The 26,157-nt window shown below is 58.3% G+C and carries 24 protein-coding genes and 3 pseudogenes; 13 read left to right on the forward strand and 14 right to left on the reverse strand.

Annotated elements, in window-relative coordinates:
• Window positions 1-273: 273 nt before the first annotated feature.
• The 11 genes from U5771_RS32890 to U5771_RS32940 all read right to left on the reverse strand — a co-directional run bounded on the left by U5771_RS32890 (window position 274) and on the right by U5771_RS32940 (window position 12,017).
• Window positions 274-1,845, reverse strand: coding sequence for a methyl-accepting chemotaxis protein (locus U5771_RS32890; protein ID WP_322027801.1), 1,572 nt, complete (start codon window positions 1,843-1,845; stop codon window positions 274-276).
• Window positions 1,846-2,241: 396 nt separating this feature from the next.
• Window positions 2,242-4,086 carry a chorismate-binding protein gene (locus U5771_RS32895; protein WP_322027802.1) on the reverse strand — a complete coding sequence of 615 codons (1,845 nt, stop codon included), beginning with the start codon at window positions 4,084-4,086 and terminating at the stop codon, window positions 2,242-2,244.
• A gap of 178 nt (window positions 4,087-4,264) precedes the next feature.
• Entirely contained in the window at window positions 4,265-4,711 is a 447-nt protein-coding gene (locus U5771_RS32900) for a dihydroneopterin aldolase (RefSeq protein ID WP_415859461.1), read from the reverse strand.
• Entirely contained in the window at window positions 4,708-4,899 is a 192-nt protein-coding gene (locus U5771_RS32905; protein WP_322027803.1) for a hypothetical protein, read from the reverse strand. Before U5771_RS32905 ends, U5771_RS32900 begins: the two co-directional genes overlap by 4 nt.
• Window positions 4,900-5,092: 193 nt before the next feature.
• Window positions 5,093-5,956: a bifunctional methylenetetrahydrofolate dehydrogenase/methenyltetrahydrofolate cyclohydrolase FolD gene (folD, locus tag U5771_RS32910; protein WP_322027804.1), complete on the reverse strand. Its 864-nt coding sequence runs from the start codon at window positions 5,954-5,956 to the stop codon at window positions 5,093-5,095.
• Window positions 5,957-6,051: 95 nt separating this feature from the next.
• Window positions 6,052-6,927: a bifunctional methylenetetrahydrofolate dehydrogenase/methenyltetrahydrofolate cyclohydrolase gene (locus U5771_RS32915; RefSeq protein ID WP_322027805.1), complete on the reverse strand. Its 876-nt coding sequence runs from the start codon at window positions 6,925-6,927 to the stop codon at window positions 6,052-6,054.
• A complete protein-coding gene (locus U5771_RS32920) occupies window positions 6,924-7,643 on the reverse strand; it encodes an SDR family oxidoreductase (protein ID WP_322027806.1) in 720 nt (239 codons plus the stop codon). The genes U5771_RS32915 and U5771_RS32920 overlap by 4 nt, the downstream gene beginning before the upstream one ends.
• A gap of 64 nt (window positions 7,644-7,707) precedes the next feature.
• Window positions 7,708-9,129 carry a hypothetical protein gene (locus U5771_RS32925; RefSeq protein WP_322027807.1) on the reverse strand — a complete coding sequence of 474 codons (1,422 nt, stop codon included), beginning with the start codon at window positions 9,127-9,129 and terminating at the stop codon, window positions 7,708-7,710.
• Window positions 9,130-9,172: 43 nt separating this feature from the next.
• Window positions 9,173-10,129: a nitrilase-related carbon-nitrogen hydrolase gene (locus U5771_RS32930; protein ID WP_322027808.1), complete on the reverse strand. Its 957-nt coding sequence runs from the start codon at window positions 10,127-10,129 to the stop codon at window positions 9,173-9,175.
• Window positions 10,130-10,213: 84 nt separating this feature from the next.
• A complete protein-coding gene (gene purU, locus U5771_RS32935) occupies window positions 10,214-11,107 on the reverse strand; it encodes a formyltetrahydrofolate deformylase (RefSeq protein ID WP_322027809.1) in 894 nt (297 codons plus the stop codon).
• 1 nt (window position 11,108) lies between these two features.
• Complete coding sequence (locus U5771_RS32940; RefSeq protein ID WP_322027810.1) at window positions 11,109-12,017, reverse strand: methylenetetrahydrofolate reductase; 909 nt, start codon at window positions 12,015-12,017, stop codon at window positions 11,109-11,111.
• Window positions 12,018-12,266: 249 nt separating this feature from the next.
• On the opposite strand from U5771_RS32940, the gene U5771_RS32945 reads away from it, so the two are divergent.
• From U5771_RS32945 to U5771_RS33005, 13 genes and pseudogenes are all read left to right on the forward strand, one after another.
• Window positions 12,267-12,881 carry a helix-turn-helix domain-containing protein gene (locus U5771_RS32945; protein WP_322027811.1) on the forward strand — a complete coding sequence of 205 codons (615 nt, stop codon included), beginning with the start codon at window positions 12,267-12,269 and terminating at the stop codon, window positions 12,879-12,881.
• Between the two features lie 803 nt (window positions 12,882-13,684).
• Complete coding sequence (locus tag U5771_RS32950; RefSeq protein WP_322027812.1) at window positions 13,685-14,848, forward strand: acyl-CoA dehydrogenase family protein; 1,164 nt, start codon at window positions 13,685-13,687, stop codon at window positions 14,846-14,848.
• 28 nt (window positions 14,849-14,876) lie between these two features.
• Window positions 14,877-15,374, forward strand: a complete 498-nt coding sequence (locus tag U5771_RS32955) for a VOC family protein (protein ID WP_322027813.1) — start codon at window positions 14,877-14,879, stop codon at window positions 15,372-15,374.
• A 47-nt stretch (window positions 15,375-15,421) separates the two neighbouring features.
• On the forward strand, window positions 15,422-15,802 hold the full coding sequence (locus U5771_RS32960) for a nuclear transport factor 2 family protein (RefSeq protein ID WP_322027814.1): 381 nt from the start codon (window positions 15,422-15,424) through the stop codon (window positions 15,800-15,802).
• A 2-nt stretch (window positions 15,803-15,804) separates the two neighbouring features.
• Window positions 15,805-16,338 (forward strand): flavin reductase family protein, encoded by a 534-nt coding sequence (locus tag U5771_RS32965; RefSeq protein ID WP_322027815.1) that lies wholly within the window; start codon window positions 15,805-15,807, stop codon window positions 16,336-16,338.
• Window positions 16,339-16,418: 80 nt separating this feature from the next.
• Window positions 16,419-17,285, forward strand: a complete 867-nt coding sequence (locus U5771_RS32970) for a fumarylacetoacetate hydrolase family protein (RefSeq protein ID WP_322027816.1) — start codon at window positions 16,419-16,421, stop codon at window positions 17,283-17,285.
• Between the two features lie 247 nt (window positions 17,286-17,532).
• On the forward strand, window positions 17,533-18,531 hold the full coding sequence (locus U5771_RS32975) for an amidohydrolase family protein (protein ID WP_322027817.1): 999 nt from the start codon (window positions 17,533-17,535) through the stop codon (window positions 18,529-18,531).
• A 37-nt stretch (window positions 18,532-18,568) separates the two neighbouring features.
• Window positions 18,569-18,958 carry an SDR family NAD(P)-dependent oxidoreductase gene (locus U5771_RS32980; protein ID WP_322027818.1) on the forward strand — a complete coding sequence of 130 codons (390 nt, stop codon included), beginning with the start codon at window positions 18,569-18,571 and terminating at the stop codon, window positions 18,956-18,958.
• A gap of 140 nt (window positions 18,959-19,098) precedes the next feature.
• A pseudogene (locus U5771_RS32985) lies at window positions 19,099-19,523 on the forward strand (SDR family NAD(P)-dependent oxidoreductase); the annotation flags it as partial.
• A gap of 638 nt (window positions 19,524-20,161) precedes the next feature.
• Window positions 20,162-21,304, forward strand: coding sequence for a porin (locus U5771_RS32990; RefSeq protein WP_322027819.1), 1,143 nt, complete (start codon window positions 20,162-20,164; stop codon window positions 21,302-21,304).
• A 143-nt stretch (window positions 21,305-21,447) separates the two neighbouring features.
• Window positions 21,448-22,356, forward strand: coding sequence for a DMT family transporter (locus U5771_RS32995; RefSeq protein ID WP_322027820.1), 909 nt, complete (start codon window positions 21,448-21,450; stop codon window positions 22,354-22,356).
• Between the two features lie 203 nt (window positions 22,357-22,559).
• Window positions 22,560-23,243 (forward strand): isochorismatase family cysteine hydrolase, encoded by a 684-nt coding sequence (locus U5771_RS33000; protein ID WP_322027821.1) that lies wholly within the window; start codon window positions 22,560-22,562, stop codon window positions 23,241-23,243.
• An 841-nt stretch (window positions 23,244-24,084) separates the two neighbouring features.
• Window positions 24,085-24,816 (forward strand): helix-turn-helix transcriptional regulator, encoded by a 732-nt coding sequence (locus U5771_RS33005; RefSeq protein WP_322027824.1) that lies wholly within the window; start codon window positions 24,085-24,087, stop codon window positions 24,814-24,816.
• A 244-nt stretch (window positions 24,817-25,060) separates the two neighbouring features.
• Here U5771_RS33005 and U5771_RS33010 read toward each other — a convergent pair.
• The 3 genes and pseudogenes from U5771_RS33010 to U5771_RS33020 all read right to left on the reverse strand — a co-directional run.
• A pseudogene (locus U5771_RS33010) lies at window positions 25,061-25,273 on the reverse strand (transposase domain-containing protein); the annotation flags it as partial.
• A 21-nt stretch (window positions 25,274-25,294) separates the two neighbouring features.
• A complete protein-coding gene (locus U5771_RS33015) occupies window positions 25,295-25,891 on the reverse strand; it encodes a plasmid pRiA4b ORF-3 family protein (protein ID WP_322027822.1) in 597 nt (198 codons plus the stop codon).
• A gap of 39 nt (window positions 25,892-25,930) precedes the next feature.
• Window positions 25,931-26,140: pseudogene (locus U5771_RS33020) on the reverse strand (transposase domain-containing protein); the annotation flags it as partial.
• Window positions 26,141-26,157 lie beyond the last annotated feature (17 nt).

Consider the following 26,157-nt stretch of genomic DNA (forward strand, 5'->3'; position numbering starts at 1 on the left):
GGCGGCCCATTAGATCGAGCATTGGCCCGAGTCCAACGCGCATAGCGCTGCGAGGACGGCTCTCCCAGTTTGTCAGTTCATCGAGCCTGCGGAGCACCGCGTACAGTTCGTCAGAATACATGAGGCAGTGGCAACATCGAACCGTTATGAGGAACGTACACTCTGCGCCAGCACTTCCGCGGGCACATGGCCAACTTGACAGTGACGATTTTCACTTCGAGCTTGTCTGCTTGAGAAGTCCCTGGCCGCAGAAGACCAACCTGTCCGGAAGGCTTACACCGCTTCGGCCAGCCGGAAAAGTGAGACAGAATCGCCCAGGCCCTTCGCCTGATCATCAAAGGATTGGGCAACCGCGGCGGCCTGTTCGACCAGAGCGGCATTTTGTTGGGTCACATGGTCCATCTGCATCACCGCTGCATTGATCTGCTCGATGCCCCGGCTTTGCTCCTCTGAGGCAATCGTAATTTCGCCAACGATGTCGGAGACCTGGCGTATCGCTGTCATGACTTGCGTCATGACAGCGTTCACGTCTCCCGCCTGCCTCGTACCATCCTGAATCAGGACGACGGAAGAACTGATGAGTTCCTTGATTTCCTTAGCAGCTCCAGCCGAGCGCTGCGCGAGGCTCCGAACTTCGCTCGCAACAACGGCAAATCCGCGCCCCTGCTCTCCGGCACGTGCCGCCTCGACCGCAGCATTGAGCGCCAGAATATTGGTCTGAAACGCGATCCCTTCTATAACGCTCGTGATCTCGGAGATCAGCTTGGAACTGTCGTTGATTTTTTCTATCGTCTGCACCATGTTCCGGACAATGTCGCCACTGGTGTCGGCGACTTCTGTAGCCCGAGTCGCGAGTGAGTTTGCCTGCCGGGCATTGTCCGCATTGCGCCGAACAGTCTCAGTTAACTGCGTTATGCTGGCTGCCGTTTCCTCGAGTGATGCAGCTTGCTCTTCAGTACGCGCCGACAGATCGGCATTGCCTGCAGCAATCTGCCCTGATGCTGTTGCAATGCTGTCGGTTCCGGTGCGGATCCGTTCCACGATTGACTGCAGCTTGTCACGCATGAGGCGCATGGAGTGCAGCAGACTGGCCGAGTCCCCGCTTGCGAGATCTATTCTGCAGGTAAGATCGCCCGCCGAAATCTGCTCGGCGATAAGTGCAGCGTAACCAGGTTCTCCACCCAGCTGTCGCAGTAGACTGCGCGTGATCACGACACAGACGAGCACAGCCAGCACCACCGAAGCAACCGAGAGAAAAATGAGAATACGCCGGCTCATGACATACGCGTCCCGTGCTTCAACGGCGCTCTCATTGCTCGCCTTGACTTCATGATCCCAGAACCGGTACAGCGCTCCTCCCAGTGCGTCCAGGGCTGGTCCCGCGTCTGTCGCCGACGCGTCTGCCTTCTGCGGATCGCTTGAGGCCGACTGTATTGTCTTCCTCGCCAGAGGTATCGCGGTACTGCTCAGTAAGGCGATCTCCTGCAGGTACTTTCTTTCACTCTCACTGGTACGCGGATCCGAATTGAAAAGATCCTGGATCTTCTTCTGAACTGCATCGTAATCGTCCATGCCCACCGCTATCTTTTTGCTTTGTCCCGACACGCGTTCGGGGTCTCGCAGCCCGACCATGTTCCGCACATCCATCGATCCGACTCGGACGTCTCCTAGGGCCTGGCCAATGAGATTTGCCGCGTTTCCGTACAGATTTACCGTCTGGGACAATGTGCCGTTCATACTATCGAGACGCGTAATGCCAAGCACTGATACAGCAAAAAGCATCGCCAGAACCAAACCGAACCCCACGACGAGCCGAGTCCTGACCTTTATATTCTCAATCTTCATTTACGCCTCTCCATACGTGGCGAGATCAACCTGAATATGTCCTTGAATCGACTTTTTGAACACGGCTGCAAGGCAATCGCTGCCGATTCATAGTGCGATGCCGGGCAAGCTCGACGTCGCCGTCGGACGCAATCGAGCCACCAGTTCACACTCATAATCGAACACCGCTTGATGGACCGTCCGTATTTGTCGATCGCTCATTTAAGAACCTGACACACGAGAGTAAACGGCAAGATGCGCACTTACTTAAGCGTCAAGACGGCCACATCCCGATATTTTTGATCATCCGATCATTTGCGTAGCCACTTACAACCAGAATTTCTTCTGCCTACCACTTTGCGTCCGCTTACGGAAGGAAAGATCTCTGCATTTTTCCAGTCCGGAAATTGTTCAGGTCTACCGGGGAGAGCACGCATCCAGGTCGACGCCTCGGTTTCTTCGCGGACTGCGAGGTATGTGGCTCGAGACAATCTGTCTGACCTCAGCCTGATCGATCTGTACTTCGATCCAGCCCCGCAAGCTGCTGATGAAGGCGACTCCCTCGGCATACAACAGGTCCTCTATCTGCACGACATCCTCCACAACCTGCCCGGCCGCTAACGCATGTGCGCGCGCAACGCCAGGTAGCAGACCGCTTGTGAGCCGCGGAGTGACCCATCGCCCTTCGACCTTTATGGCGACGTTCCCGCGCGTAAATTCCGTGACCTCGCCCGCCTCGTTCCATAGCAGGGTGTCGAACGTATTTTCCGAAGGAGCAAAAATTTCGTATTGCTCACGGCGTGTGGTCTTGTAGCGCACGAATTCTGTGTGCGCTTCGCGCAGTGGGGCCGCCGCGAGACGCACCTGAGCAGGCTCCAAGTGTGCGGCAAGCAACGACGAGTTTGTCTCGACGCGGCCGTCGGCATACAACAGCAGGCAAGCCTGCCTAATCCCCGTCGGATGAGCGCTTACGAGGGCCACCAGCGCGCCAGCCATCGCGTCGCCGTCGTAGGGAAAGCGAAAATGTGCTGCTGCGGCGGCGAGGCGCGCCAGATGAGCTACGGCATTGCAGGCGACGCCATCCTCGATGCGCAACGTCTCGGACAGCGCGAATGGCGCACTCGCGCGGAGCGCGAAGGCCGCCTTATTTGCCCATTCGGTCCATTCCTGGTCGAAGCGGGCGTCGATCGTGATACCGCTGCCGATCCCGCAACTCACCTCGCCACCACCGTCAATCTCGACGGTGCGAATCGCGACGTTAAACGTTGCCGCGCCACCGGGGCGGACGACACCAACAGCGCCGCAGTAGACGCCGCGCGGATCCGGTTCAAGCGCGCAGATGGTCCGCATGGCCTGAATCTTGGGCGCACCTGTAACCGAGCCACACGGAAAGAGCGCGGCAAAGACCTGAGCCAGCGTGGTACCTGGCCGCGTGCGGGCGACCACATCCGTAGTCATAGACCACACAGTGGGCAACGCCTCGGTGTGAAAAAGGCGCGGCACAGCGACGCTGTGCGGCTCGGCGATTCGAGAGAGGTCGTTGCGGATCAGGTCCACAATCATGACGTTCTCCGCACGCTCCTTGACACTGGCACGCAGCGCTGCCGCATTTTGCGTGTCTTCAGACGGAGTGGCCCCCCGCGCCGCTGTGCCCTTCATCGGTCGCGACAGGATTTGACCGTCCTCTCGCCAGTCGAAGAACAGTTCGGGCGAGACCGAGAGTATTTGCTGCGCGCCGGTATCCACACAGGCTGCGTAGGTGCCTGGCTGGGCTTGTTGCAGCGCCGCGAACAGCGCACGCGGTGTTCCCTTTTTCAGCTTACCTCGCATGCGGGCGGTATGGTTGATCTGATAGACCTCACCCGCAGTAATGCGCCGATGGATATCGGCAATCACGATTCGAGTTTCACCATCACGAAGCGGAGCATGCCAATCCACTTTCGCAAACTCGGCGGCTTCTTCGCCCCAAGGATGGGCCGCATTGAACACACCAAACCACGCGAGTGGGCCCGGAACCGGCGAGTGAACAACCAGCGCAGAATCGAAGGCAGGCGCGGCCTCATAACGTACGAAACCCACGCACCAGTGACCAGCTTTTGCATAGGCGTAAACGGCATCGAGTACATCTGACACCTGCTGCGCTGACTCAGCAATGAGTACATCCATGGGCGAGTCAAACGCGGCGCGCAGCGGAGGCGTTCCGTGAGTTGGCGAAATGAAATCAATGAGAATGCGCACGCTATCTGGCACAGGTGTATTCACGATGAACTCATTGGGGCATGTTTCCTGGGGCAACAATTTGCATTCCGAATGATCAAATTATCGATCCGACTGGACAATCCTGATGCATTGGCAGCACGTACTGAGCTAATGTCCCGGTCCCGCTACCGCTGATGAAGTATCTGCTGACACCTCAACCACACTCGTATTCACCCGCCGTTCACCACCGGGCGCCGACGATCTTGGGTTCCACCTCGGTCACCATCTTCCAGCTTCCAGCTTCCATCCGTATGGCAACTTCACAGTCCTCGAAAATCTCAAGTTTCGTGATCTTGACTCTCACCCCGAGCACACCCGGCACGCACAAGAGTCTGCGTGCGACCTTTCCGATTAGGGTTTCGAGCAGATTCACATGCCCAGATGTGCATTCGTCAATGATGATCTGCCGGACTACGCGGTAGTCGAGTACGTTCAGGATGTCATCGTCCTGCGGCAACAGCGGTTGCGTGCCCAGATTCAGATCAACATCGACAGCAATCGGTTGAGGCGCCTCGTGCTCGTGTGACAGTACGCCCAATGTGGCGTCGAAGCGCAACCCGGCGAAGGAAAGGACCTGCGCTCCGTAGGCGGGAATAGCCGGGCGTTCCGCAATGGCGGCGGTCTTCACGGCATACCTCGCATAGAGGTACCATGGTCGACCTTGCGGTCTGCGGCACGAACGATGATCGAACCGCTTAACGCGCCCACCTTCAGGAGCGAGCCACTCCTGCGCATGAAGATGCGCGCAACAGCTATCGCACCCGATGGAATCCTGTCCGTTTCCTCCTGCGCGATGAATCCCCACAGCATTGTCATGATACTTACCAAGTTAGCCCCTCACTCTGCGGTGAGCTTGAAAGTGAAAGAATGAGAGCGGCAGGACCGCCCTCCCCGCGCGCTGTGAAGTCGAAGTTCCGCCGTATCTCTACCCTGTATTACCGTTTCGTTTGTCCCGACCATATCTCGATGCGTATGCGCGAATTGCGCTGCACATCCGCGCGGGGCGCTGTCATGCCGCAGGCAACCCTCCCTCCCGCTCGGCCGAGCGCAGCGTGTTCTCGATCAGCATCGTCACCGTCATCGGGCCGACTCCGCCAGGCACAGGCGTCAGCCAACTAGCTCGCTCACGTACGCTGTCGAAGTCCACATCGCCAACAATGCTGCCATCAGACAGTCGGTTGATACCCACGTCGATCACCACAGCTCCGCGTTTCACCATCGGCCCGGTGATCAGACCAGGCTTGCCGGCAGCGACGATGAGGATGTCCGCGAGGATCGTGAACTGGGCAAGGTCGCGCGTACGGACATGACAGATGCTCACTGTGGCCTCTTTCTGCAGCAACATCAGCGCCATCGGCTTGCCCACAATATTGCTGGCGCCAACGACGACTGCGTTTTTACCCGCAACCTCGATTCCCGTGGTTTCCAGCAGCAGTTGAACGCCATACGGCGTGCACGGCGGAAACACCGACTGGCCCAGCACAAGCGCACCCACGTTATAGAGATGGAAACCATCGACATCCTTGTCGACATCGATCGACTCGATTACCCGCCGCACATTGATGTGCGCAGGCAATGGCAATTGAACTAAAATGCCGTGAACGCTCTCATCGTCGTTCAGTCGACGAATCAGCTGGAGCACTTCCCCCTCTGTCGCCGAAGCAGGCAGCACGTGGCGCTGGCTGCCAACCCCACACTCCTCACAGGCGCGCAACTTGTTACGTACATATACTGCCGAGGCCGGGTCGTCACCGACCAGCACCACAGCGAGCCCCGGCTGATGCCCAGCCTGGCTAAGTCTCGTGGCGCGTTCGCGCATAGTCGTGCGCAGCCGGTGCGCCAGTGCAAGTCCATCAATCAACTGCGCCGTCATACGATCTTCCTCTGTTCCCTTCAGTTTCTGTATGTTGGTCGGTCTGGCCACGATTACCGCACCCTCCTTGCCGTTGCAGAACCAGCCTTCTGAGGCTATACACGTTCGGCGGCTTCCACGACGTTGGTCAGCAGGAGGGAAACCGTCATCGGGCCGACACCGCCCGGGTTCGGAGACAGCCAACCAGCAACCTCCGATACCGCTGGATCAACGTCGCCGTCGACCCTGTACGTTCCTGTTCCGTGGTCCAGCACCCGCGTGACGCCCACGTCGAGAACTGCTGCACCTGGCTTGACATCCTGGGGGCGGACAATATGTTTCACACCTGCGGCCGCTACGATGACATCTGCTTGGCGCAGGTGGTGCGGCAGATCTACCGTACCGGTATGGGTCAGCGTAACGGTGGCATTGATCTCGCGGCGGGTAAGCAACAGGCCGATGGATCGGCCGATAGTCGTCCCTCGACCGACGACCATGACATGCTTGCCGTTCAGGTCGTATCCGTTACGCAGCAGCAACTCGATCACCCCACGCGGCGTGCACGGCAGCGGTGTCGTTATCGGGCTGTTTACGTTGAGTACGAGACGGCCGATATTGATCGGGTGCAGACCGTCGGCATCCTTTTCCGGTGCGATACGCTCGAGGATTGCATCGGTGTCAAGATGCCGCGGCAGCGGCAGTTGAACGATATAGCCGTGACAGGACGGATCGGCGTTGAGTTCGTCGATCAGTGCCTCGACCTGAGGCTGGCTAGCTTCTGCGGGAAGTTCTCGTTGGATCGAGTTCATGCCAATCGCGAGCGCCTGCTTGTGCTTCATGCCAACGTACAGCTGTGAAGCCGGATCCGCCCCGACCAGCACGGTAGCGATTCCTGGGATAGTTCCCCGCTCTTTGAGCGTCGCAACACGCTCTGTCAACTCGGCCTTGATGGCGGCCGAAGCCTCCCTTCCGTCGAGAATGTGCGCAGTCATGCGAATCTTGCTCCACCTTCAACATAAATCGTCTCGCCCGTCACGAACCCCGCTCCCAACAACCAGAGCACAGCTTTAGCGACGTCGTCACTGGTTCCCGCCCGGCCGACGAGAGTGCTACGAACTGCACTCTCGAGAAACGCCTCTTTCCTGTCACTGCCCAGGCTGTCCCAGCTTCCGGAATCAATGACACCGTGGGAGATTGCGTTCACCCTGATTGGGGCGAGTTCCTTCGCAAGGTGCCCCACAGCAAACGCGACCGCACCGTTGGCGATTTCCATGCCCGTATACCCGGAAGTTGGATTCCACACAGGGACTGCTGAGAACAACACAATCGATCCGTTTCGACGGAGGCGCTTCGCCGAATACTTGGCCAGCAGCAGTGGGCCAATGACCTTGGCCTCGAACGCCGCGACGGACTTGCCGCGGTCCAGTTCAGCTACCGATAGATCGTGGTTAGCTGATGCGATTACCACGATGTGGTCGACTTGGCCAATCAGTTCAAAGGCGGCAATGATGCTCACCTCCTCGTTGATATCTAGCCAAACAGGCTCTGCCCCAGGGATACCAGCGGCAGCCACGCAGGCCTTGCCGAAGTCGCGCGAGCCGATGAGTGCCGTTGCTCCTTCTTGCGCAACGGCTTCCACGATGGCGAAGCCAATGTCTCGCGCACCACCGACAATAAGCACGCGCTTATCCTGCAAGATTGTTGTCACGGCTGTCCGGCTCCTCCCCCCTGTTCAAGCGAGGGGGCCACGGTTGCGGCCCCCTCGCATCCCGTCATCGGGAATGTACCGCGCTGCGGATCTGCTCCTGCACGCCACGCGAGTATGGAGCCTCAACAACGGTCGCACGGATCGTCGTCTGCTCGTGCCGCTCAACCTGCGGTTTGCGCGAGCCACCATTCGGCTCGCCCCACGTCAGGACCACTTCCGTACCGGGCGTCGCGCTGCCCCCCTGGAGCAGCGCGATCGACAAAACTTGCTTGTCGGGGGCGACGTAGCCGCAGTGCGCCGAGATTCCGGCGAATTCGCCAGTTTTCGCATTGCGAAGTTCATCAAACTGCTTCCAGGCATAGTTGCCGATGGGGAACTCGATCGACTTGTAGCGTGGCCCATCACCCAGTTGAGAGGCATACACTCGCTGCACATCCTCGTGGTTCCAGACGAGCATGCGCTTGGTGCGGCGCTGCTCTTCGGGGATACTCTGCAACGCTTCCCGGCCGATGAAGTCGTGGTCGAACTTCACCACGCGGCTATAGCCAAGGTCGTAAGGCGTGACGTAGTAGTCCTCAATGTTCTGGGAAACGAAGCTACCACCAATTTCAGAACGCCCCTCCCAATCGTCTGCGGACAACCAGCGGCGGTAGGCCGACAATTCGTCTCCGGTATAGATTCCCGGTACCGGGTAGGCGGGCCAGGCATTGGAAAGCGGCGTACTGAAATATGCCAGGTTTCCGACGCGGCGCATGTCATAGGGAGCGCCCGCCTCAAGCAGCGTGTCACGAATCTCCTCGTACGCCTCATAGGGGCCGGAGAGTTCCACACCTGCGTGCCCGGCCATACCGTGACGCAACACCAGTACATCATGGCCCTTGATCTTGACGTGGGTGGTCCGGAAAAAGCCGAGTTCCGGGGTCTTGCCGCCAAGCACGGAGGCAAAGATTTCACCCGCATTGGGGCCGTCGATCTGGAAGCGGTACTTGTTGCGTCGACCGGATTTGTTCTGGTTCGACGACAGATCCCACTCAACCGTGACGTTATAGCCGCCGGTCTCGGCGTTGAAGGCCACCCAGTTCAGCGCAGGCTTGCCGCTGATGAGTTCGAAATGGTCTTCGGCGTGACGATAGATGATCGAATCGCCAATCGAATGTCCACGCGGCGTGACCGCAACGAACTGCTTCGCACGATCAGTCGTGAAGTTAGACATCGTGGCGACATTGAGGCGCTCGATCAGCCGTGCGGCGTCCGGCCCACGCACGTTGAGCACCGGCATGTGGAAGGTCTGGTCGAACAGCACCGCGGTCTCCCCCCAACCACGCTGTTCGTCGCGCCAGTTCGTGAATGCCGGCGGCAGGTGGCCCGATCCTGAATTGCTGAAATGCGGCGAGCGAACGTCGTTGTAGAAATAGTCGGCGAGGTTGGGCAGCCGGTCGATGAGATCCTGCAGCGATTCACCGCCGCGGTTGGAGCTGGAATTCATGTCACTTCCTTGTCTGTTAGTCGTCTGAATGAACCGGTCTGGCTCACCGTCCGAAGAGATGGGCGAAGAGTTCAGGGCGATTGTAGTGACCTGCGACGTCGATAATCGTCTTCGGGATGAGGACGTCCTCCAGGTTGATGTCGGCAATCAGCAGATCATCCGCATTCCCCGAGCCATCAGCGATTACGTTTCCAGCCGGATCGAACACGAGCGCGCCCGGAAGCGCTGCGCGTTGGGCCACCAAAAATTCCCGCTGCTCGTCCGTCTCGGCGACAGCTTCGATATAGCCCTCGGGAATGCGCGCTACTGCCGCCAAGGCGAACGCCTTCAGCGTGTACGCGACGCCCGCCGTGGCCGTCTTGATCGCATGGTGCATCGGAAAATAGGGATGGAAGTAGAATGGCCACGACGCGACGTGTACGACGGGATAGTTCACGGCGGCCGCATACTGGCCGAGCGGATTCGAATTCTCCCCGCAGATCAAACCGGAGACAGCGCCGAAATCGGTCATGAACGAATTGACGGACCCGGTAGTGCCCGGCTTGTGCACCTGCCGCTCTCCCGTGGTCGGGACGTACTTCTGGTGCTTGCCGGCGATTTTCCCGTCACGGGTGATGTGAACCTGTGTGTTCCACGTTGTGCCGGTTGTGCCGTTCAGTCGCTCATTGATCCCCACTACCGCGTTTACGCCGGCACGACCGCACGCTTCAGCGATTGCCTGGATGTGGCTGCCCGGCACTTCGACCGAATTCTTGAACAGCCGCTTGTCAAACTCCCGTGCCTTGGCGCTCTCTCCGAGCGTTTCGTACCAGTTCGGGAAGGTGGGGATATATGCCTCCGGGAAACCGATCAGGTCGGCACCGGCCTCGCCGGCGCGCTCGATCAGCGCGATTGCCTTGTCGGTCGTCGCATCAAGATCGAGGAAGATGGACTCGGCCTGAACGACAGCGACGCGGATCTTGCGCAGCTCCAGTCGCTCACCATATGAAGTGGTGGACATGATGTTTACTCTCCTAGTTGTGGTTGGCGAAATAGCAGCGCGTCTGCCGCTCACGAGATGCTTCCGCTTGGTGTACAGCTTATTTCAGTTATGCAAAACGATCGCCTGATTCCCCGAGCGGATGACACGATCCTGCGCGTGCCAGCGCACCGCCCGCGACAGCACGTCCCGTTCGACGTCGGCACCTCGGCGCTCGAGATCGGCAACGGTGTCAGCGTGCGTTACGCGCACAATGTCTTGCTCAATGATAGGACCCTCATCAAGATCCTTCGTAACATAATGCGCCGTCGCCCCGATAAGCTTTACGCCACGTTCCTTTGCCCTCTTGTAGGGACCAGCACCGATGAATGCGGGCAGGAACGAGTGGTGAATATTAATAACCGGTACGCCGACCTCCTGGATGAAATCGTCCGAGAGAATCTGCATATACCGGGCAAGCGCCACAAAATCGACGTTGCCTTTGAGGATCTCAAGGATCCTTGCCTCGGACTGCGACTTGTCAGCCCCGGCCTGACTCGGAACATGAAAAAAGGGAATGCCAAAGCTGCGGACATCCTCGGCAGAGACCGCATGATTGGAAATGACCATCTGGATGGACACGGGCAACTCCCCGCGGCGGTGACGCCACAGCAGGTCGAGCAGGCAATGGTCGCTCTTCGACGAGAGAATTGCGAGTCGCTTCGGAACAGATCGGTCGTTGAGCGCCCACCTCAACCCGAATCGTGTGCGCGCGCCGATCGTTTCCTCAAGATCCGACTTGATCGCCGGCATCTCCGCAGCCAGATTGGGCACGTGAAGTACGACACGCTGGAAAAACTCGCCTCCAGACTGCGTATCGCTGTACTGGTCTGCCGAGAGGATGTTGCCACCGTGGCGGGCGATAAGCGCGGAAACCTCTGCCACAATCCCGGGCTGGTCCGGTCCGTGTACGACAAGCGTCGCCTGATTGGCATTGGACGCCAATTGATGATTTGACATGTTATGCCTCTTTGCGGAAATCCCGGATCCACTCACCGGTAGGCTGCAACCCACCAAATGCGTAAAAGTGCAGGCTCACTTTCCCCAATCCCTTACCATCGAGCTGCTCCGCAAGGGAATTGATGAATCTGTCGGGTCCGGCAGTCCCGAACAGGTTCGTGAGCGACAGGCCATACTTCTTCACAACCGACGCGCTAGAGGCAACTCCAAAGCGCGCTGCAAAAGCGAGCAATCGCTTGACACCAGCCGGGCCCGGCACGCCAACCCGAATCCGAGCATCGATGCCCATCTCTCGCACCTTGGCGATCCAGCGCAGAACGGGTTCCACATCGAACCCAAATTGGGTAAGAATCGTCACGTTCAGGCCCTGTTGAGTCAAGGCGGCGTACTTGGCCATGAGGGCGGCCCACAACCGATCATCCTCAATGTCCGGGTGCCCGTCGGGATAACCTGCAATCGACACATGCCCCACCCCGTAGTCGGCCAATAGGCCTGAGCGGATCAAGGCGAGTGAGTCTTGGTAAGGCCCTTCCGGACTACGGGGGTCGCCCCCAACAGCAAACACCCGTTCGTTCGCACCGGCTTCCCGCAACCGCTCCAAGAACTCCCTCAACTGAGCTTCCGATTGCAGTCGCCGGGCAGCGATGTGGGGCACGGGAAGAAATCCGCTCTCACGCACCGTCTGCGCCGCGTTTACCCGCAGATCGAGGCTTTCGTTACTCAGGAAGGTGACATTAACCAGCGTCCCATCAGGGATCACATCCTGCGCTTCCCGCAGCGCAGGCTGATCCTTGCCGCTCATCTCCAACGAAAAATCATCGAGCAGTGAAAGAACCGGATTCGCAGGGCGTAACGGCGTGCCGCCTTTTGACGGAGCAAAGCCGCCCTGCAGCTGCATTTGATCGGACATAAAAATTCACTCACATTGTAGAAAAGTTCATTAGTAGTGAATCACATGACTGTCACGTATGCAAGCAGGAAAAAAGGTGTGCCGCTTGGGGCTTACCCTGAATGCGTCTAGATGTCGTCAGCCGTACAGCGACATAAGTTGTCGCCCAGTGATAGGGGCGCAATACCTAGATCGCCCCCTCGCGTACAATCGGCACGAATCTCCCATCTCGCTGCTTCGCGGCGGGGCCACTGCCGTAGAGGAAACACGATGACTGTTCAGTTTGAAGAAGAACGCGAAACGCCGCCCGAAAAGCACGGCGCTCCCGAGTACTCGCTCGACGAGGTTCTTCTCAGCGTCGGCGAGCGTGTACGCAATTACCGGCGAATCCGCGGTCTCACCCTGAGCGACCTTTCTGAGGCCACTGGCCTGAGCGCGTCAATGCTCTCAACAATCGAGCGCGGACAAACCGGCATCAGCGTCGCAAGCATTCATGCGATCGCCCAAGCTCTCGATGTGAGCATCACCTCTCTCTTCCAGTCCACTGGCCCCGGCGATCCGGTCGTACGATGCGAGTCGCAACGCCGGGACGTAACAACCGGGGGAGCCGGCCGCACCCTTGTCATCGCAGATCCAGAGACTCGCCTCGAATTCCTGATTTACGACTTCGCGCCCGGAACAGCCAGCGCTGCTTCTCCAACCGTCCACAACGGTATGGAATACGGCGTCAGTCTCGGCGGACGGATTGAGGTCGAGATCGACGGCCAGACGCACGTGCTCGAAGAGGGAGACGCGATCCGTTATTCGACCCGCTCGGGTCACCTGATGCGCAACACAGGATCGGTTCCAGCCCGAGGAGTCTGGGTGAATATCTCGCGACTTTGAGAGGCCGGCACTGGCACCCAGAGTGTCATGTGCCCTTCGTTTTCCTGGAAGCAATTAACCAGCCGGCCAAACTAGTGCCAGCATGCCGGTTATTCCAACCTCGGGCGCTGGGGCCCGCCACCTCCTTCGATGCAGCAGGCCCTTCGACCTCGCTCCCTGCTTCTTCCGACAAAGTGGGCATTCATCGATCCTCTGTCGCCTATCCCGAGACGCCCGCTCCAGCACCACAACAAGGCCGGCGTTTCTGCGCCTCCCATCGGAAGCCCCCTGGACCACATTCGCGCGTCTTCTCTGTACGCATTGCACACCCACTGTGCTCCTATCGTCTTGCCGGTGTGCAACCGCAATGCACAATCCGGACCTCGCTCTAACTGTTCCGTGTTCAAGCCGGCCCGAAGATGCTGCAACACAACAGCCTCCTCATTGGGATAGCGCTCTGATCTCGGTCGACCACAACACTGGCGCGCCTTTCCGTCCCGCTTGCCGATCGACGTGGGGCTATAGCTGGCTTCCTGATCGTCGCGGCCTTCCCCCTCCCTCCGAAGTCCGAAACGTCGAGCATCTGGTGATGGCCGCGATTACGGCCGGATCATCACCAGCGACCCGCCGGGTGTCTGAGCCATACCAGTCGAGAAACTATGGCGTCGAAGCCGGTAGTCAACCTTGCCTGGCAGATCTCCTCGCCCAACTGTTGATCATATGATCTTTTATTGTCGACAAACTAGCGTAAACACTCATGCAATCCATGAAAATTAATGCCTACTATTGGTCATCCGATCAACCAACGTGTTTAAAGGTTTGAGATGAGCGCAACGACAACCGAGCAGCAGTGGATCAAGAAAGCTGAAGAACTCGCGCCGCTGCTGCGCGAGATGGCACCGCGCACCGAAGAGCTGCGTACTCTCAGCCCCGAGGTCGCGGACGCGTGCCGCGCCTCCGGACTGCTACGGCTGCTGCAGCCGGCGAGGTATGGCGGTGCCGAAGCGGACTACGATCTGCTTCTTAAGGTTTTGGAGATCATGGCCACCGGTTGTCCGTCCACGGCGTGGGTCGGCTTCAATGCGGCGAGCCATAACTGGATGCTCGCGATGTGGCCGAAGTCCGCACAGGACGCAGTGTGGGGAGCCGACCCGGACGCTATCGTCAGCTCATCGCTGATTTATCCCGCCGGCAAGTCGACGCTCAGCGACGACGGCTCGGAATACATCGTCTCGGGCACCTGGCCGTTCTCTAGTGGTGTGAATTTGGCCAGTTGGGTAATGCTTGGCGCCACGGTTCAGAACGGTGAATCTCAAGGACGCCGCGTCATCGCACTGGTTCCGCGAAGCCAAGTTAAGGTTATCGACGTGTGGCACGTCGCCGGTCTGACCGGAACGGGAAGTAACAATCTCGAAGCAAAGGATTTGAGGGTGCGACGCGACTGGGTCGTGGACGCGGACTCCCTCAGCAATGCCACTGCCCCGGGATTGGAAGTCAACAAGGCCCCGATTTTTCGGGCTCCTATCTTTGGCCTGTTCCCGCACCTCGTCTCGGCAGTTGTTCTTGGCAATGCCCAGGGTGCCTACGACGAATTCGTCGCCGGCGCCGCACTGCGAAAGACTACTTACGCACGCCTCACACCGGCTCAACTTGTCCCGCTGCAGCTTCGCATCGCGGAAGTCGCCACCCTCATCACCAGCAGCCGGCTTCTTCTGCAGGCCGATGCAAAGGAAGCGATGGCTATTGCCCGCACGGGCGTGGCAGCACCGATGGCCGAACAGATCAAGTGGCGACGGAACGCCGCGTTCGCCGCAGCACAGGGCACGCGGGCGATGGACCTGCTGTTTGCGGCCTACGGTGGCGGCGGCATCTACAAGTCCAATCATGTGCAGCAGCGATTCCGCGATGCGCATGCGGCCATCAGCCATATTCAGGTGTCTTGGGACATCAATGCGACCGAATTTGGTCGGCTGGCGCTCGGCGCTTGAGCGCGGAATCAACTTCCTGGAGAGACTTATGCCCTTGCTCGACATCCATCACATCGCGCTTCGGTGCAAACCCGGCAATCTTGAGAAGACGACGAAGTTCTACATGGAACTTCTCGGCATGAAGGAAGCCGCACGCCCGAACCTTGGTTTTCCCGGCTCTTGGCTGGACATCAATAAGACGATGTTCCACATCGTCGACCACCGCCCGGCAAAGCACTTGGATCCCTGGCACCAGCGCGAGGAAGCCGACGCGATGTTCGATCACATCGCCGTCAAAGCCCACGGCTTCGACGAAATCCGGGATCGCCTGATTAGCGCTGGCGCCGATTGGCGTCAGCTGGACCTTCGCAGCGCAGGCCTGTGGCAGCTGTTTGTGCTTGACCCGAATGGCATCATCGTGGAACTCAACTTCACTATCGCCGACGAGCCACCTGGTAGCACGGGTCCGGATGGCACGCGCGGATACATGCTGTCCGATACGTACGACAAAGGTGTCGTACAGGGCGAGAACATTCGTCGCGACTGATTTCACCAACCCGAAGTAACTTCAATTTCTCAACAGGAGCCTACACCATGTCTAAACCCGTGAACATCGAGTTGCTGCAAGACATCATCGCCGCATTCAACTCCCGTGATGTCAAGCGTATCGCTGCGCACTTTGCGGATGACGCTGTGTTCTATGCATCGCGTGGCAAGGAGGCGGACGGCGCCGCCATCCGCGGCAAAGAAGCCATCGCGGACTACGTCGCCAAGCGCTTCGACCAGATTCCCAACATGAGCTGGGAGCCGATGTACGACTACGTCGCCGACGATACCCGCGCCGTTTCCGTCTGGATCGTACGCGGCGATGAAGTCAACGGCCAGAAGATCGAAGCTCGCGGCGTGGATCTGTGGGAGTTCCGCGGCGACAAGATCCTCTACAAGGACACGTACTGGAAAATCAAGACGGCCTGATCATGGATGCTCGCGATTTCTGCCAACGGCAGTCTGTCAGCGCGTCGCCGATGCTGTCGGCCCTCACCGGGCAAGACCTGCGCGCAGCGTTCGGCCGCTATCCCACCGGCGTGACGATCGTCACGTGCAGGTGCCCAGATACGGATCACTTCATCGGTGTGACCGCGAACTCGTTCACGTCGGTGTCTCTCGACCCTCCGATTGTGTCATGGAATCTGGGTAGCAATGCGCACAGCCTCAATGCGTTCAGCAACGCGAGTGAGTTTGCTGTCCACGTGCTCAATGCCCAACAGCAGGAACTCGCGCGCCGCTTTGCCACCCGTGGAGCATCAAAATTTGACGAGGTGCTGCTCGATTCCGAGACTCCTCCTCTGCTCAACCAGTTCCTCGTGCGTTATGTCTGCCGAAAGCATCAGCAAATCACGGTGGGCGATCACGAAGTGTTTTTCGGGGAAGTGGTACGTTTGGACACCACGGCTCAGGCACCGCTCATGTTCGTCAATAGCCAGTTTGTCGATGGTGGTTTGCTGACGTAATGAGCAACTGAAACTCAACACCCGCCTCAACGGCAGTCTCGGCGGCGGCGCTCGATTGAGCGCCGCCAAGGGAATACAAAATGAAATTTGCGAATCTGAAAACACCCGGCGGCTCAGTGCTCGCGATTGTCGATACCGAGCGCAAGTCGTACTATCCCGTCAGCGATCTGCTGCCCGGCTTCCAGGGAGACTTGGTCGATTTCATCTCGAGCGGCGCACGGGTATCGCCGCCGGCGGCGCCTGCATTCCGACCGTTCAACGAAGGCGATCTGCTCGCGCCCATCGAGCACCCGAGGCGCAATATCTTCTGCGTCGGCAAGAACTACTCCGAGCACGCAAAGGAATTCAACAGATCGGGCTTCGACGCAAGTTCGAACTCCGATATGCCGGAACATCCGGTCTTGTTCACCAAGCCGGCCTCGACCATCGTTGGCCCGGGTGCTTCGATTCCGAACCACTCGAAAGTGACGAGCCAGCTCGATTACGAGGTCGAACTCGCGGTGATCATCGGCAAGGGTGGTGTCGGCATCACCGAGGAAGCCGCCATGTCTCACGTGTGGGGCTATACGATCGTCAACGACGTGACGGCGCGCGACCTGCAAAAAATGCACAGGCAGTGGTTCCTGGGCAAGTCGCTCGACGGGTTCTGCCCAATGGGGCCGTATGCGGTCACTGCGGATGAAATCGACGGGCGCGATCTGGACATCAAGTGCTGGGTCAATGATGAGCTCCGGCAGAACTCCAACACGGCCCAGCTCATCTTCGACATCCCTCGCCTGATCGCCACGATCTCTGCGGGCATCGCACTGCAACCAGGCGACATCATCGCCACTGGCACGCCCGCGGGTGTTGGCATCGGCTTCACCCCGCCGCGCTTCCTCACCTCCGGCGACCGCCTGCGTCTGTTTGTGTCGGGCATCGGGGAACTGCACAACACGATCGCCTGATTGACAGGCGAAAAGCCACGAGCACCGGCCGGTGCAATTGGCTATGTGACGTCTGGCTTCTGGGCGGCCCGTGCCGCCCGGATTCAGGCTTGAACACACTGTTGATCAAAAGTGACGGGGCGCTCAACCGGCGCACGCGCCTTGACCTGTATCTACCCGGCCGTGTCCTCGCGGGCTACCCGGTCCCGAATCAGTGGCCGCGACGCAGGCGCCCCCGGCCGGTCGATCCGATCTGGATAAAATCGACATGAACGTTGACACCGAAATCTCCACGCGCAAGCAGAACCGTTGGACCTGTGGCTGCAGAGGGCGCGTAGACGTCCATCACCATGTTTCGCCTCCTGGGTGGCTTAAGGAGCTGAAGGCCCGAGGGCTGCTGGAACCGCCGTGCGAGCACTGGTCTATCGAAAAATCCCTGGCAGACATGGAAGCAGGCGGCGTCGAGACAGCCATGCTCTCGATCACGACGCCTGCATTGAACCTTTCGGAAATGTCGACGGAAGCCGTTGCCACTCTTGCTCGAGAGTGCAATGAGTATGCTGCCAGGATCGTGTCAGACTATCCTGGCCGGTTTGGTTTTTTTGCGGCCATTCCCATCACGGACCCGGACAGCGCGCTGAAGGAAACCGAGTACGCCCTTGACGTGCTGAAGGCCGATGGAGTCGGGCTGCTGACTAGTTACGGTGATAGATGGCTTGGTGATCCCAGCTTCTTTCCAGTGCTAAGCGAACTGGATCGACGCGGCGTTGTTGCATCAATACATCCGACCACGCCGAATTGTTGCGTCAACATCCAACCCGAGCTTCATCCGAGCATCATCGAATTCGGAACGGACACGACACGCGCCATTGCATCCCTGCTAGTCAACGGGGGCGCGCAGAGATTTCGCAATATCAAGTGGATCTTCTCGCACGCCGGCGGAACCATGCCGTTCCTTATCGAGCGCTTCCTTCGACTACCAGTCTTCGATGCCAGGCTGAAAGACCAATTCCCCGACGGAGTCCGCGAAGAACTGCGACGGTTCTACTACGATACCGCGCAGGTTTCCCATACGGCTGCCATGGCGGCCCTAACCTGCCTGGTGGAAACTTCTCAGATACTCTTCGGGACCGACTTTCCGTATCGCACGGCTATCGATCATATGAACGGGCTAAAGGCTTGCGGTGTTTTCACCGAAGAGGACCTCGTGCGGATCGACTACAGCAACGCGCACGGTCTGTTGCCCCGTATCGCAGGTACCCGATAAGCAAGATGACTGCTGCCGTCACCCAGGAGCTCGGGCCATGAACATCGATCTTTCCGGCAAGACTGCGCTGATCACCGCATCCACGGCCGGCATAGGCTTCGCAATCGCAAAGGCACTGGCCGACAGTGGCGCGCTAGTGATTATCAACGGCCGTAGCGTTGCCAGTGTTGCGGGGGCAAAGGAAAGACTATCGGACGCGCTGCCGAATGTTGAAATTCATGGCGTTGCCGCCGACCTGGGTGATGCTGCCGGCGTACAACGACTGATCGACACGGTCTCCAGTCAAAACATCGACATTCTGATCAACAATGCCGGAATCTTCGGACAGAAGGATTTCTTCGAAACTGGCGACGACACGTGGGAGCAATACTGGCAGACGAACGTGATGAGCGGCGTGCGTCTGAGCCGGTCCCTAACAGGCTGTTGAAAAATGCTTTTGAGGTGCATCCACACCCCTCATTCGGCGGTGCTTTACCCCTTACCCAAGTCGCGCGAGCGCCGTGTAGGGAGTTTTACGAGGTCAGTAATTTCCCGTGCGACCCTCTTGGAACGTTTTTCAACAGCCTGCTAATGCCACGCATGGCAGAACGAGGCTGGGGCGCGTGGTGTTCATCTCATCCGAATCGTCGCGCAACATCCCGGCAGATATGATTCACTACGGCATGAGTAAGACGGCGCAACTAGCACTCTCACGCAGCTTGTCATAGCGGGGCGCTGGCAGCGGAGTCACCGTCAACTCGGTATTGCCCGGCCCGACGATTTCCGACGGCATCGCTGACATGATGAGGGACGAAGTCGCTCGGACGGGCAAATCACTGGAGAAGCTGGCACGGGAGTTCGTGCTCGCCCATCGGCCAAGTTCCGTGATCCAGCGCGCGGCCACGGTAGAAGAAGTAGCCAATCTGGTCGTCTACGTCTGCTCGCAGCAGGCATCCGCCACGTCTGGCGCAGCCCATCGCGTAGATGGTGGCGTTATCGACGACATTGTGTAGACGCACACCCGGTCGCAACACGCCTCGCTCAACCCGGAGGCGTTTCCTTCCACCGTCCATGCTTCACCTGGCGAGGTATCAATTGTGCTTTGCCAGGTATCACGATTGTTCCGCCCTACACGCCCACCGAAGGATCTCTTTTCGGCGGTAATCTCGCATCTCCGTACTTGGCGAACTGGTCAGACAGAGACACATGTTGCTCACATCTCGGCCCCCCTCTCTCCCTCTCTGCCCAACTACATTCAGTCCGCTCCTGATCTGCTTCGCGCAGCGTGAAGCCTGGGCCTTGCGATACATTGCCGTGCATCTCGCGCGCGTCATGTCTGACAATTCGCGTCCAGAATTCAAACAGATTTCCCGTCCAGATGCGACGACGACAATCGCCCCCCTTTTCGCAGGGGGTGGCAATCATCCTTCGCGCGTGCGCGTTTACCACTACCTGATCAGGTCGCGCAACGAACCGCCAAACGACACCCTGTAATCGTGTCTGATTGTGAGTTTCGATTGTCCGAAATTCGATAGTTTCTCATTTATGACCAACCTAATATTTAATCAACCCTTGAGCAATTCCCGTTGATTCAAGGGGGGGAGTGAGGATATTCACAGTCAAATTCGTGGTTTAAAATTCGGATAGCGAAATGAAATTTGGCCATATCATCATAGGGATTGCTGCAGTATCGGCATCGTCGGTGGCGCATGCTCAAAACAGCGTGACACTTTATGGATTGCTCGACGAGGGGATCAACTTCACTAGCAATGCGGGTGGGCATTCAGGTTGGCAGATGCGCAGCGGAGACCTTGCCGGAAGCCGCTGGGGACTCACGGGCAATGAGGATCTCGGCGGAGGGTATCAAGCCATATTCAAACTCGAGAGTGGCTTCAACGTAAACAATGGAGCCTTCAACGGCGGCTTGTTCACACGCCAGGCATACGTCGGCATCAAATCGGCCAATTGGGGGGAGGTTCGTCTCGGACGGCAATACGATCCAACGATTGACCTGTTCTCACCACTGACCGCGGCGGGCTTCATTATGGGTGACGTCGCGGCGCACCCGTTTGACAACGACAATACGGACTACGACTACGGCTTCAATAACGCTGTCAAGTACATCAGCCCGAATATATCGGGCATCACCGCTGAAACGATGTATGCATTCAGCAATCAAGCAGGAGGATTCGCAAATAATCGCATGTATTCGGCGGCAGCTTCGTATCAACGAGGAGGGTTGTCGGCCGCTGTGGCCTATATGCGGGTCACGAACCCTGGTCTGGCTTCCGGCGCCCTAACTTTGGGCAGCGTGTTCTCTGGCGCCAGCCAGCAGAACATCGACGCCGGAGTGAATTACAAATTCGATAAGGCGATTGTCGGCTTCGCATATTCACACACCGCGGTTTCCTCCCCGACCGGAAACGCATACTTGGCCGCAAGCGCTACACAGCCTCCCGGCGGGACATGGACCAGCTGGAAGTTCGACAACTTTGAACTGAATTTCAGGTATTTCTTTACGCCTGCGTTCTGGGCAGGCGCCGCTTACACCTATACCCGGTCATCTCTCGACTCGACAGTGGGCACATTCCATCCCAATTGGAACGTCGCATCTCTGATGGCGAGCTACGCGATCTCGAAGCGCACCTCACTGTACCTCCAGGGTTCGTATCAGCACGTTGGGGGGGACAAGACGAATACGGCCTTTGACCGCGCTACCAACTTTGCCGCGGCCGGAACGTCGAGTGGTCCCAATCAGGCGATCGTCCGGGCCGCGATCTTCCACGTTTTCTGACGCGCATCTGATCGGAGCAGGACGCACGAAGTGCAACCAGGAGCGAGCACCTGTCGCTCATCGCAACATTCATTCGTACCTGAACTTTCTTCTCAAAGAAGCGTTCGGGCCGCAGCTTCTCTAGCACTGGTTTGGAGACCAATATGCCACGGGAAAAAATCCTTGCAATTCTTGCTCTTGTCGGAGCAGTAGCATGCTGGACCGGGAACTATCTTTTCGGCGGTGTTGTCGCGCATGCGATGGATATGACCAGCATCATGTATATCAAATGGGGAACCTCCGTCATTCCTCTCCTTATCCTCGCCCATTACCTTGAACGGCCGGATTGGAAGGCCTTGCTTCGCCGATGGCCGCTGCTACTCATTCTCAGCATGCTGGGTATCATGTGCTATAGCTTCGGTCTGTTTCAGGCGCTTCGGACAAGTTCCCCGATGAATGCCTCCCTGATCAATGCATTCAATCCCGTGCTCATTCTGATCGGATCCACGATTGCGCTAAAACAAAAGCTGTCAATCCGAAAGGTCGCGGGAATCTTCGTTGCACTGATCGGTGTCCTGTGGGTCACCACGAGTGGTCACCTTCTGCTCGTATTCGACCAGCATTTCAAGATTGGTGACCTCTGGATGCTCGGCGTGATCACGTGCTGGGCGGCGTACACAATCATCATTAGCCTGACTTCGGAAATGCCCCCGCTCTCCTCGGCCGGATTGCAGATTCTCATTTTCACTATTCTTGCAACGCCGTTTGCCATCTACAACGGTATCCACCTCCCACCTGCGGGCCCGGCGGCCTGGTCAATCGCGTACATCGCGATCTTTCCGTCGGTTGTTGCATACGCCCTCTGGAATCTCGGGGCGCGAGTTATTGAACCGGCTGAAGCGGGTCAATATCTGAATCTCGTGGTGCCGTTTGCCGCTATCGGAACGCTCATCATGGGCGACGGCATCACCGCCTACGAGATCGTGGGTGGCGCACTAATTCTCGCGGGTGTGTTCCTGTCGACCGATCGCAAGATGGAAACGTCGGTTGTGAAAGCGGCTGCCAGCACCTAGCAGGCTGTTGAAAAACTACTTTGAAGGGTGCTCGCAAACGGTTTTCAGGGGTCGTCTACCCCTTACTGAAGTCGCGCGAGCGCCTTGTAGAGCGTTTTATGAGGCCGATAATTTTCTGCCGTAGTCCTCGCAGGAGAATTTCAACAGCCTGCTAGGTTTCGAGCACACGTCGCGTGTCGATCATGCCAACCGGGAGAAAACGAATGGTCCACTACTACGTCTACGGCGAAAAAAGGGAATTTCCGGAAACACCAGTGTTTTCTGCATATCTCCGGCGCGAAGGAACGGCCATCGTTTCAATCGATATGCATGAGGGACATCTGAGCGAAGCAAGCGATTGCCCCTGCCCCGCCCCGCGGGGCAGGGGCATCGTGGACGACGTCGATCGTTTCCATGATGAAGCCCGTGCACTCGGCGTTCCGGTCATTCACGTGAGCTCCAGCCTGCGTTCATCCGGCATCGATGACGTCAGGGGCCTTCCGGCAGCGTGGCGTATCACCATGCCCGAGTATTTCGGCCCAATCCCTGGAGCCCCCAATCACTGCCTCGAAGGCTCGCGGTGGACCAAGTTGCGTACGCGAGTGGATCCACGCGACGAAATGGTCGCCAACAAAAAACGCCTTTCGGCCTTCTACCCGACTGACCTCGACTTCCTGCTCCGGCAGATGGGGATACGTAGCATCGTTTTTACCGGGATCAACACCGACTGTTGCGTCCTCAATAGCTGCTTCGAGGCCGCTAATCTCGGCTATCGCGTGATCGTTCCGCGCGACACCACGCGGGGAACAAACGAGGAGTTGGAGGCGGCATCGCTCGCCATCATCTCTCTCTTCCTCGGCGTCGTAACAGATACCGGGGAGCTTTTATCCCGCTGGAAGCGCCCCTAGCAGGCTGTTGAAAAACTACTTTGAAGGGTGCTCGCAAACGGTTTTCAGGGGTCGTCTACCCCTTACTGAAGTCGCGCGAGCGCCTTGTAGAGCGTTTTATGAGGCCGATAATTTTCTGCCGTAGTCCTCGCAGGAGAATTTCAACAGCCTGCTAGAAGCGACGTCAGAAAGGCGGGGCATTGAGCCCCGCCTAACCACTACCCTCCGTGTCTTCGAAGGCATCCGAACGTATCCTATCTGGTGGACCGACGAATGCGCCGCCGTCGCGCCCACCTTGGCATCGACTCAGCCTCTCCAACGGGATCACCAGGCAAGGGGCAGAGTGGATCTGAATTAGCGGTGCGTTCACTTCCCGCAGATCATGGGCGCCAAAGTTCTCACCGCGCCTGAAGATCAAATCAAGGCTTACCAGCCTGCGTACTGACCCGCTGTTATCCGACCGTACGCGAGACTTGCAATGCGCCTGTTTCCGGGCGGTGATCAGCGGTGGGTAGCGGTTGCGAAGCTTCCCTCGACCACCTTCAACAACCGTTGATCAGAGTCAGATTGCACCGGCAATGTAATGTTCCGATGTTCATCGCATGATAGGAAAACTATACTTATTTCGGTATTGGTACCCAGAGGGATAGACGCCCGTCCGATGGACCGTGGCCGTCTTCTTTTTTGACCTGCCATCATCAGACTTGCGAGGACGACATGGCAAACGCTGCCGACGTGTCGCCCGGAGTTGCCCCGGAACCCACTTGCCGACGCCAGCCCCTGCCCCACGGGGAATCCTGTGAATACTAGTAAGCACATACTTTACCCTCCGCATATTGGGGAACTTCCAAGCGACGTGTACGTGCGCCATGGGAGTTTCGAGGCAGATTCTCAGAGCCCCCCTCATCGTCACCCTTGGGGGCAGCTCAGCTACGTTTCGTATGGAGTCGACCATCTCATAATCAATGGTCAGCATTTCCTGTCGCCGCCCGAGTACGGTGTCTGGATTCCGCCGAACGCCCAGCACAGCAGCTTCAATACTGCGCCACTTGTGTACAGGTCCCTCTATCTTTCGTGCCGTGTTTCCGAGAAGTTGCCGAGTGAGCCGTGTTCACTATGGATCGGGCCAATTGTTCGGGCAATTCTCGCGGACTTTGCCGAACGCAACGTATCGAGCGCAAAAACCCCCGAGGATCGCCGACTCATGCATGTTTTGCTCGATCAGATACGGCGAGCGCCTGTTTGCAAGACTTACCTTCCATCCGCGACAACGCCGCTGATGGAAACGATATTGGGGCGCCTGCAGAATGACCCAGGCGACAATCGGACGGTGTCAGATTGGGCAAAAGACTTCAACGTAACCGAGCGGACATTGACTCGGATGTGCCAACGGGAGCTTGGAATGCCGTTGGGAGAATGGAGGCAACGGCTCAGATTTCTACGCGCACTCAGTGCCTTGGAAACAAAGAGGGACATAAAGGAGATCGCATTCGACCTTGGCTACAGTAGCCCGTCCGCCTTTGTCGTGATGTTTCGAAGGCTTTCCGGGAAAACCCCTCAGCAGTACCGATCGAACCTATCCAACGTTCGATAAATCGTCCGTGGTGCCCGCAGGCTCCACGTCTGGCGGGATAATCACCATCTGCAAGCGAAAGTCAGATCTGTTGGGTTCCCGAACCGAAGAATCGCAGGACCGCTCAGGTACTCAGGATCAGCACGTCCGCTCAGCGACCGACAGCGCCGCACTGCCGAAGTCTGCTGCAATTGTCTAAAAACTGCCGCGCTCTGAGTTTCGTAAGCGCCCGGCGAAGACACCCCTCGGCGTAAATTGCCGTCACTCAAGCGGCGACGGGTGCCCAACGATGCGGCAGAAGCGTGGCGATGTCGTCGGCGCGATGAGTGGGTAATCGCTCGAGCACGTCTTTCAGATAGACATAGGGATCGTGACCGTTGAGCTGTGCAGATCGAATCAGGCTCATGATCGCGGCGGCCCGTTTCCCGGCGCGCAGAGAACCAGCGAACAACCAATTCGCGCGGTAAGCGTGGGGCCGATACCGTCTTGACGGCGTGAGTTACCGGTTTCCCCAACGATTGGATGCCATGCGCAGCAGCGTGGCATTGGCAGCACGCAGATCGAACCGATCGGCATCGAAGCCGGGGCCAACCCAGTTTCGGTAATGTTCTGCCTCTTCGCCATTCGGATCGTTAGATAGCGTGTTCAGGAACGCGTCGTAGCCAGGCGGGCCGCCCACATCTTCTGGCGGGCACGCGCGAGCACCATCGATGACCTGGGCCGCGCCCCACGGTTCGCTTTCAACGATTTCCACTTTCTCAACGACGATGGCGTGATCCCACCCGTCCCCGAAGTCGTACCGGTAGAGGAAGCGTGAGCCAGGTTTCAGGACCTTCTGCAGTCGAACCTTGCGGTCATCGGCGGTCGTGCCCGGATCGGCGAAGTCCAGCACGTCATCGACCTCGAACATGGCGTAGGTCATGCCGTCGACCAGGAAGTCGTGCAGGTGGGAGTCTTCCCAGCCGAAGGCCGCCTGCAGGATATGGTGCAGCTTGCGCAGTGACTCGGTTCCTTCGACCTCGATCCGGCGCCAGATGGGCGGCTCGATGTGTTGAAGCTGCACGTGCAGGGTAAAGCGCTGGAACGATTTCGCCATCTGATCTCCGGGGAACGGGAAGCCAGCGGCATTATCGCCTTACGATGCCGGGGTGGTCATTTTCCAGGGCAGCAGGCCTTCGACCTGGTTGATCGGATGGTCTGCAATGCGCGCAAGCACGGCGCGCAGATACGCCTCGGGATCGATGCCGTTGAGCTTGGCCGTCCCGATCAGGCTGTAGATCGAGGCAGCACGCTCCCCACCTGAGTCCGCGCCGGCGAACAGGTAGTTTCGGCGCCCGATAGCCACTCCGTGTCAGCGTCGGA

It is taken from the genome of Burkholderia sp. BCC1977, from assembly GCF_905339595.1.
In the GTDB taxonomy this organism is placed as follows: Bacteria; Pseudomonadota; Gammaproteobacteria; order Burkholderiales; family Burkholderiaceae; genus Burkholderia.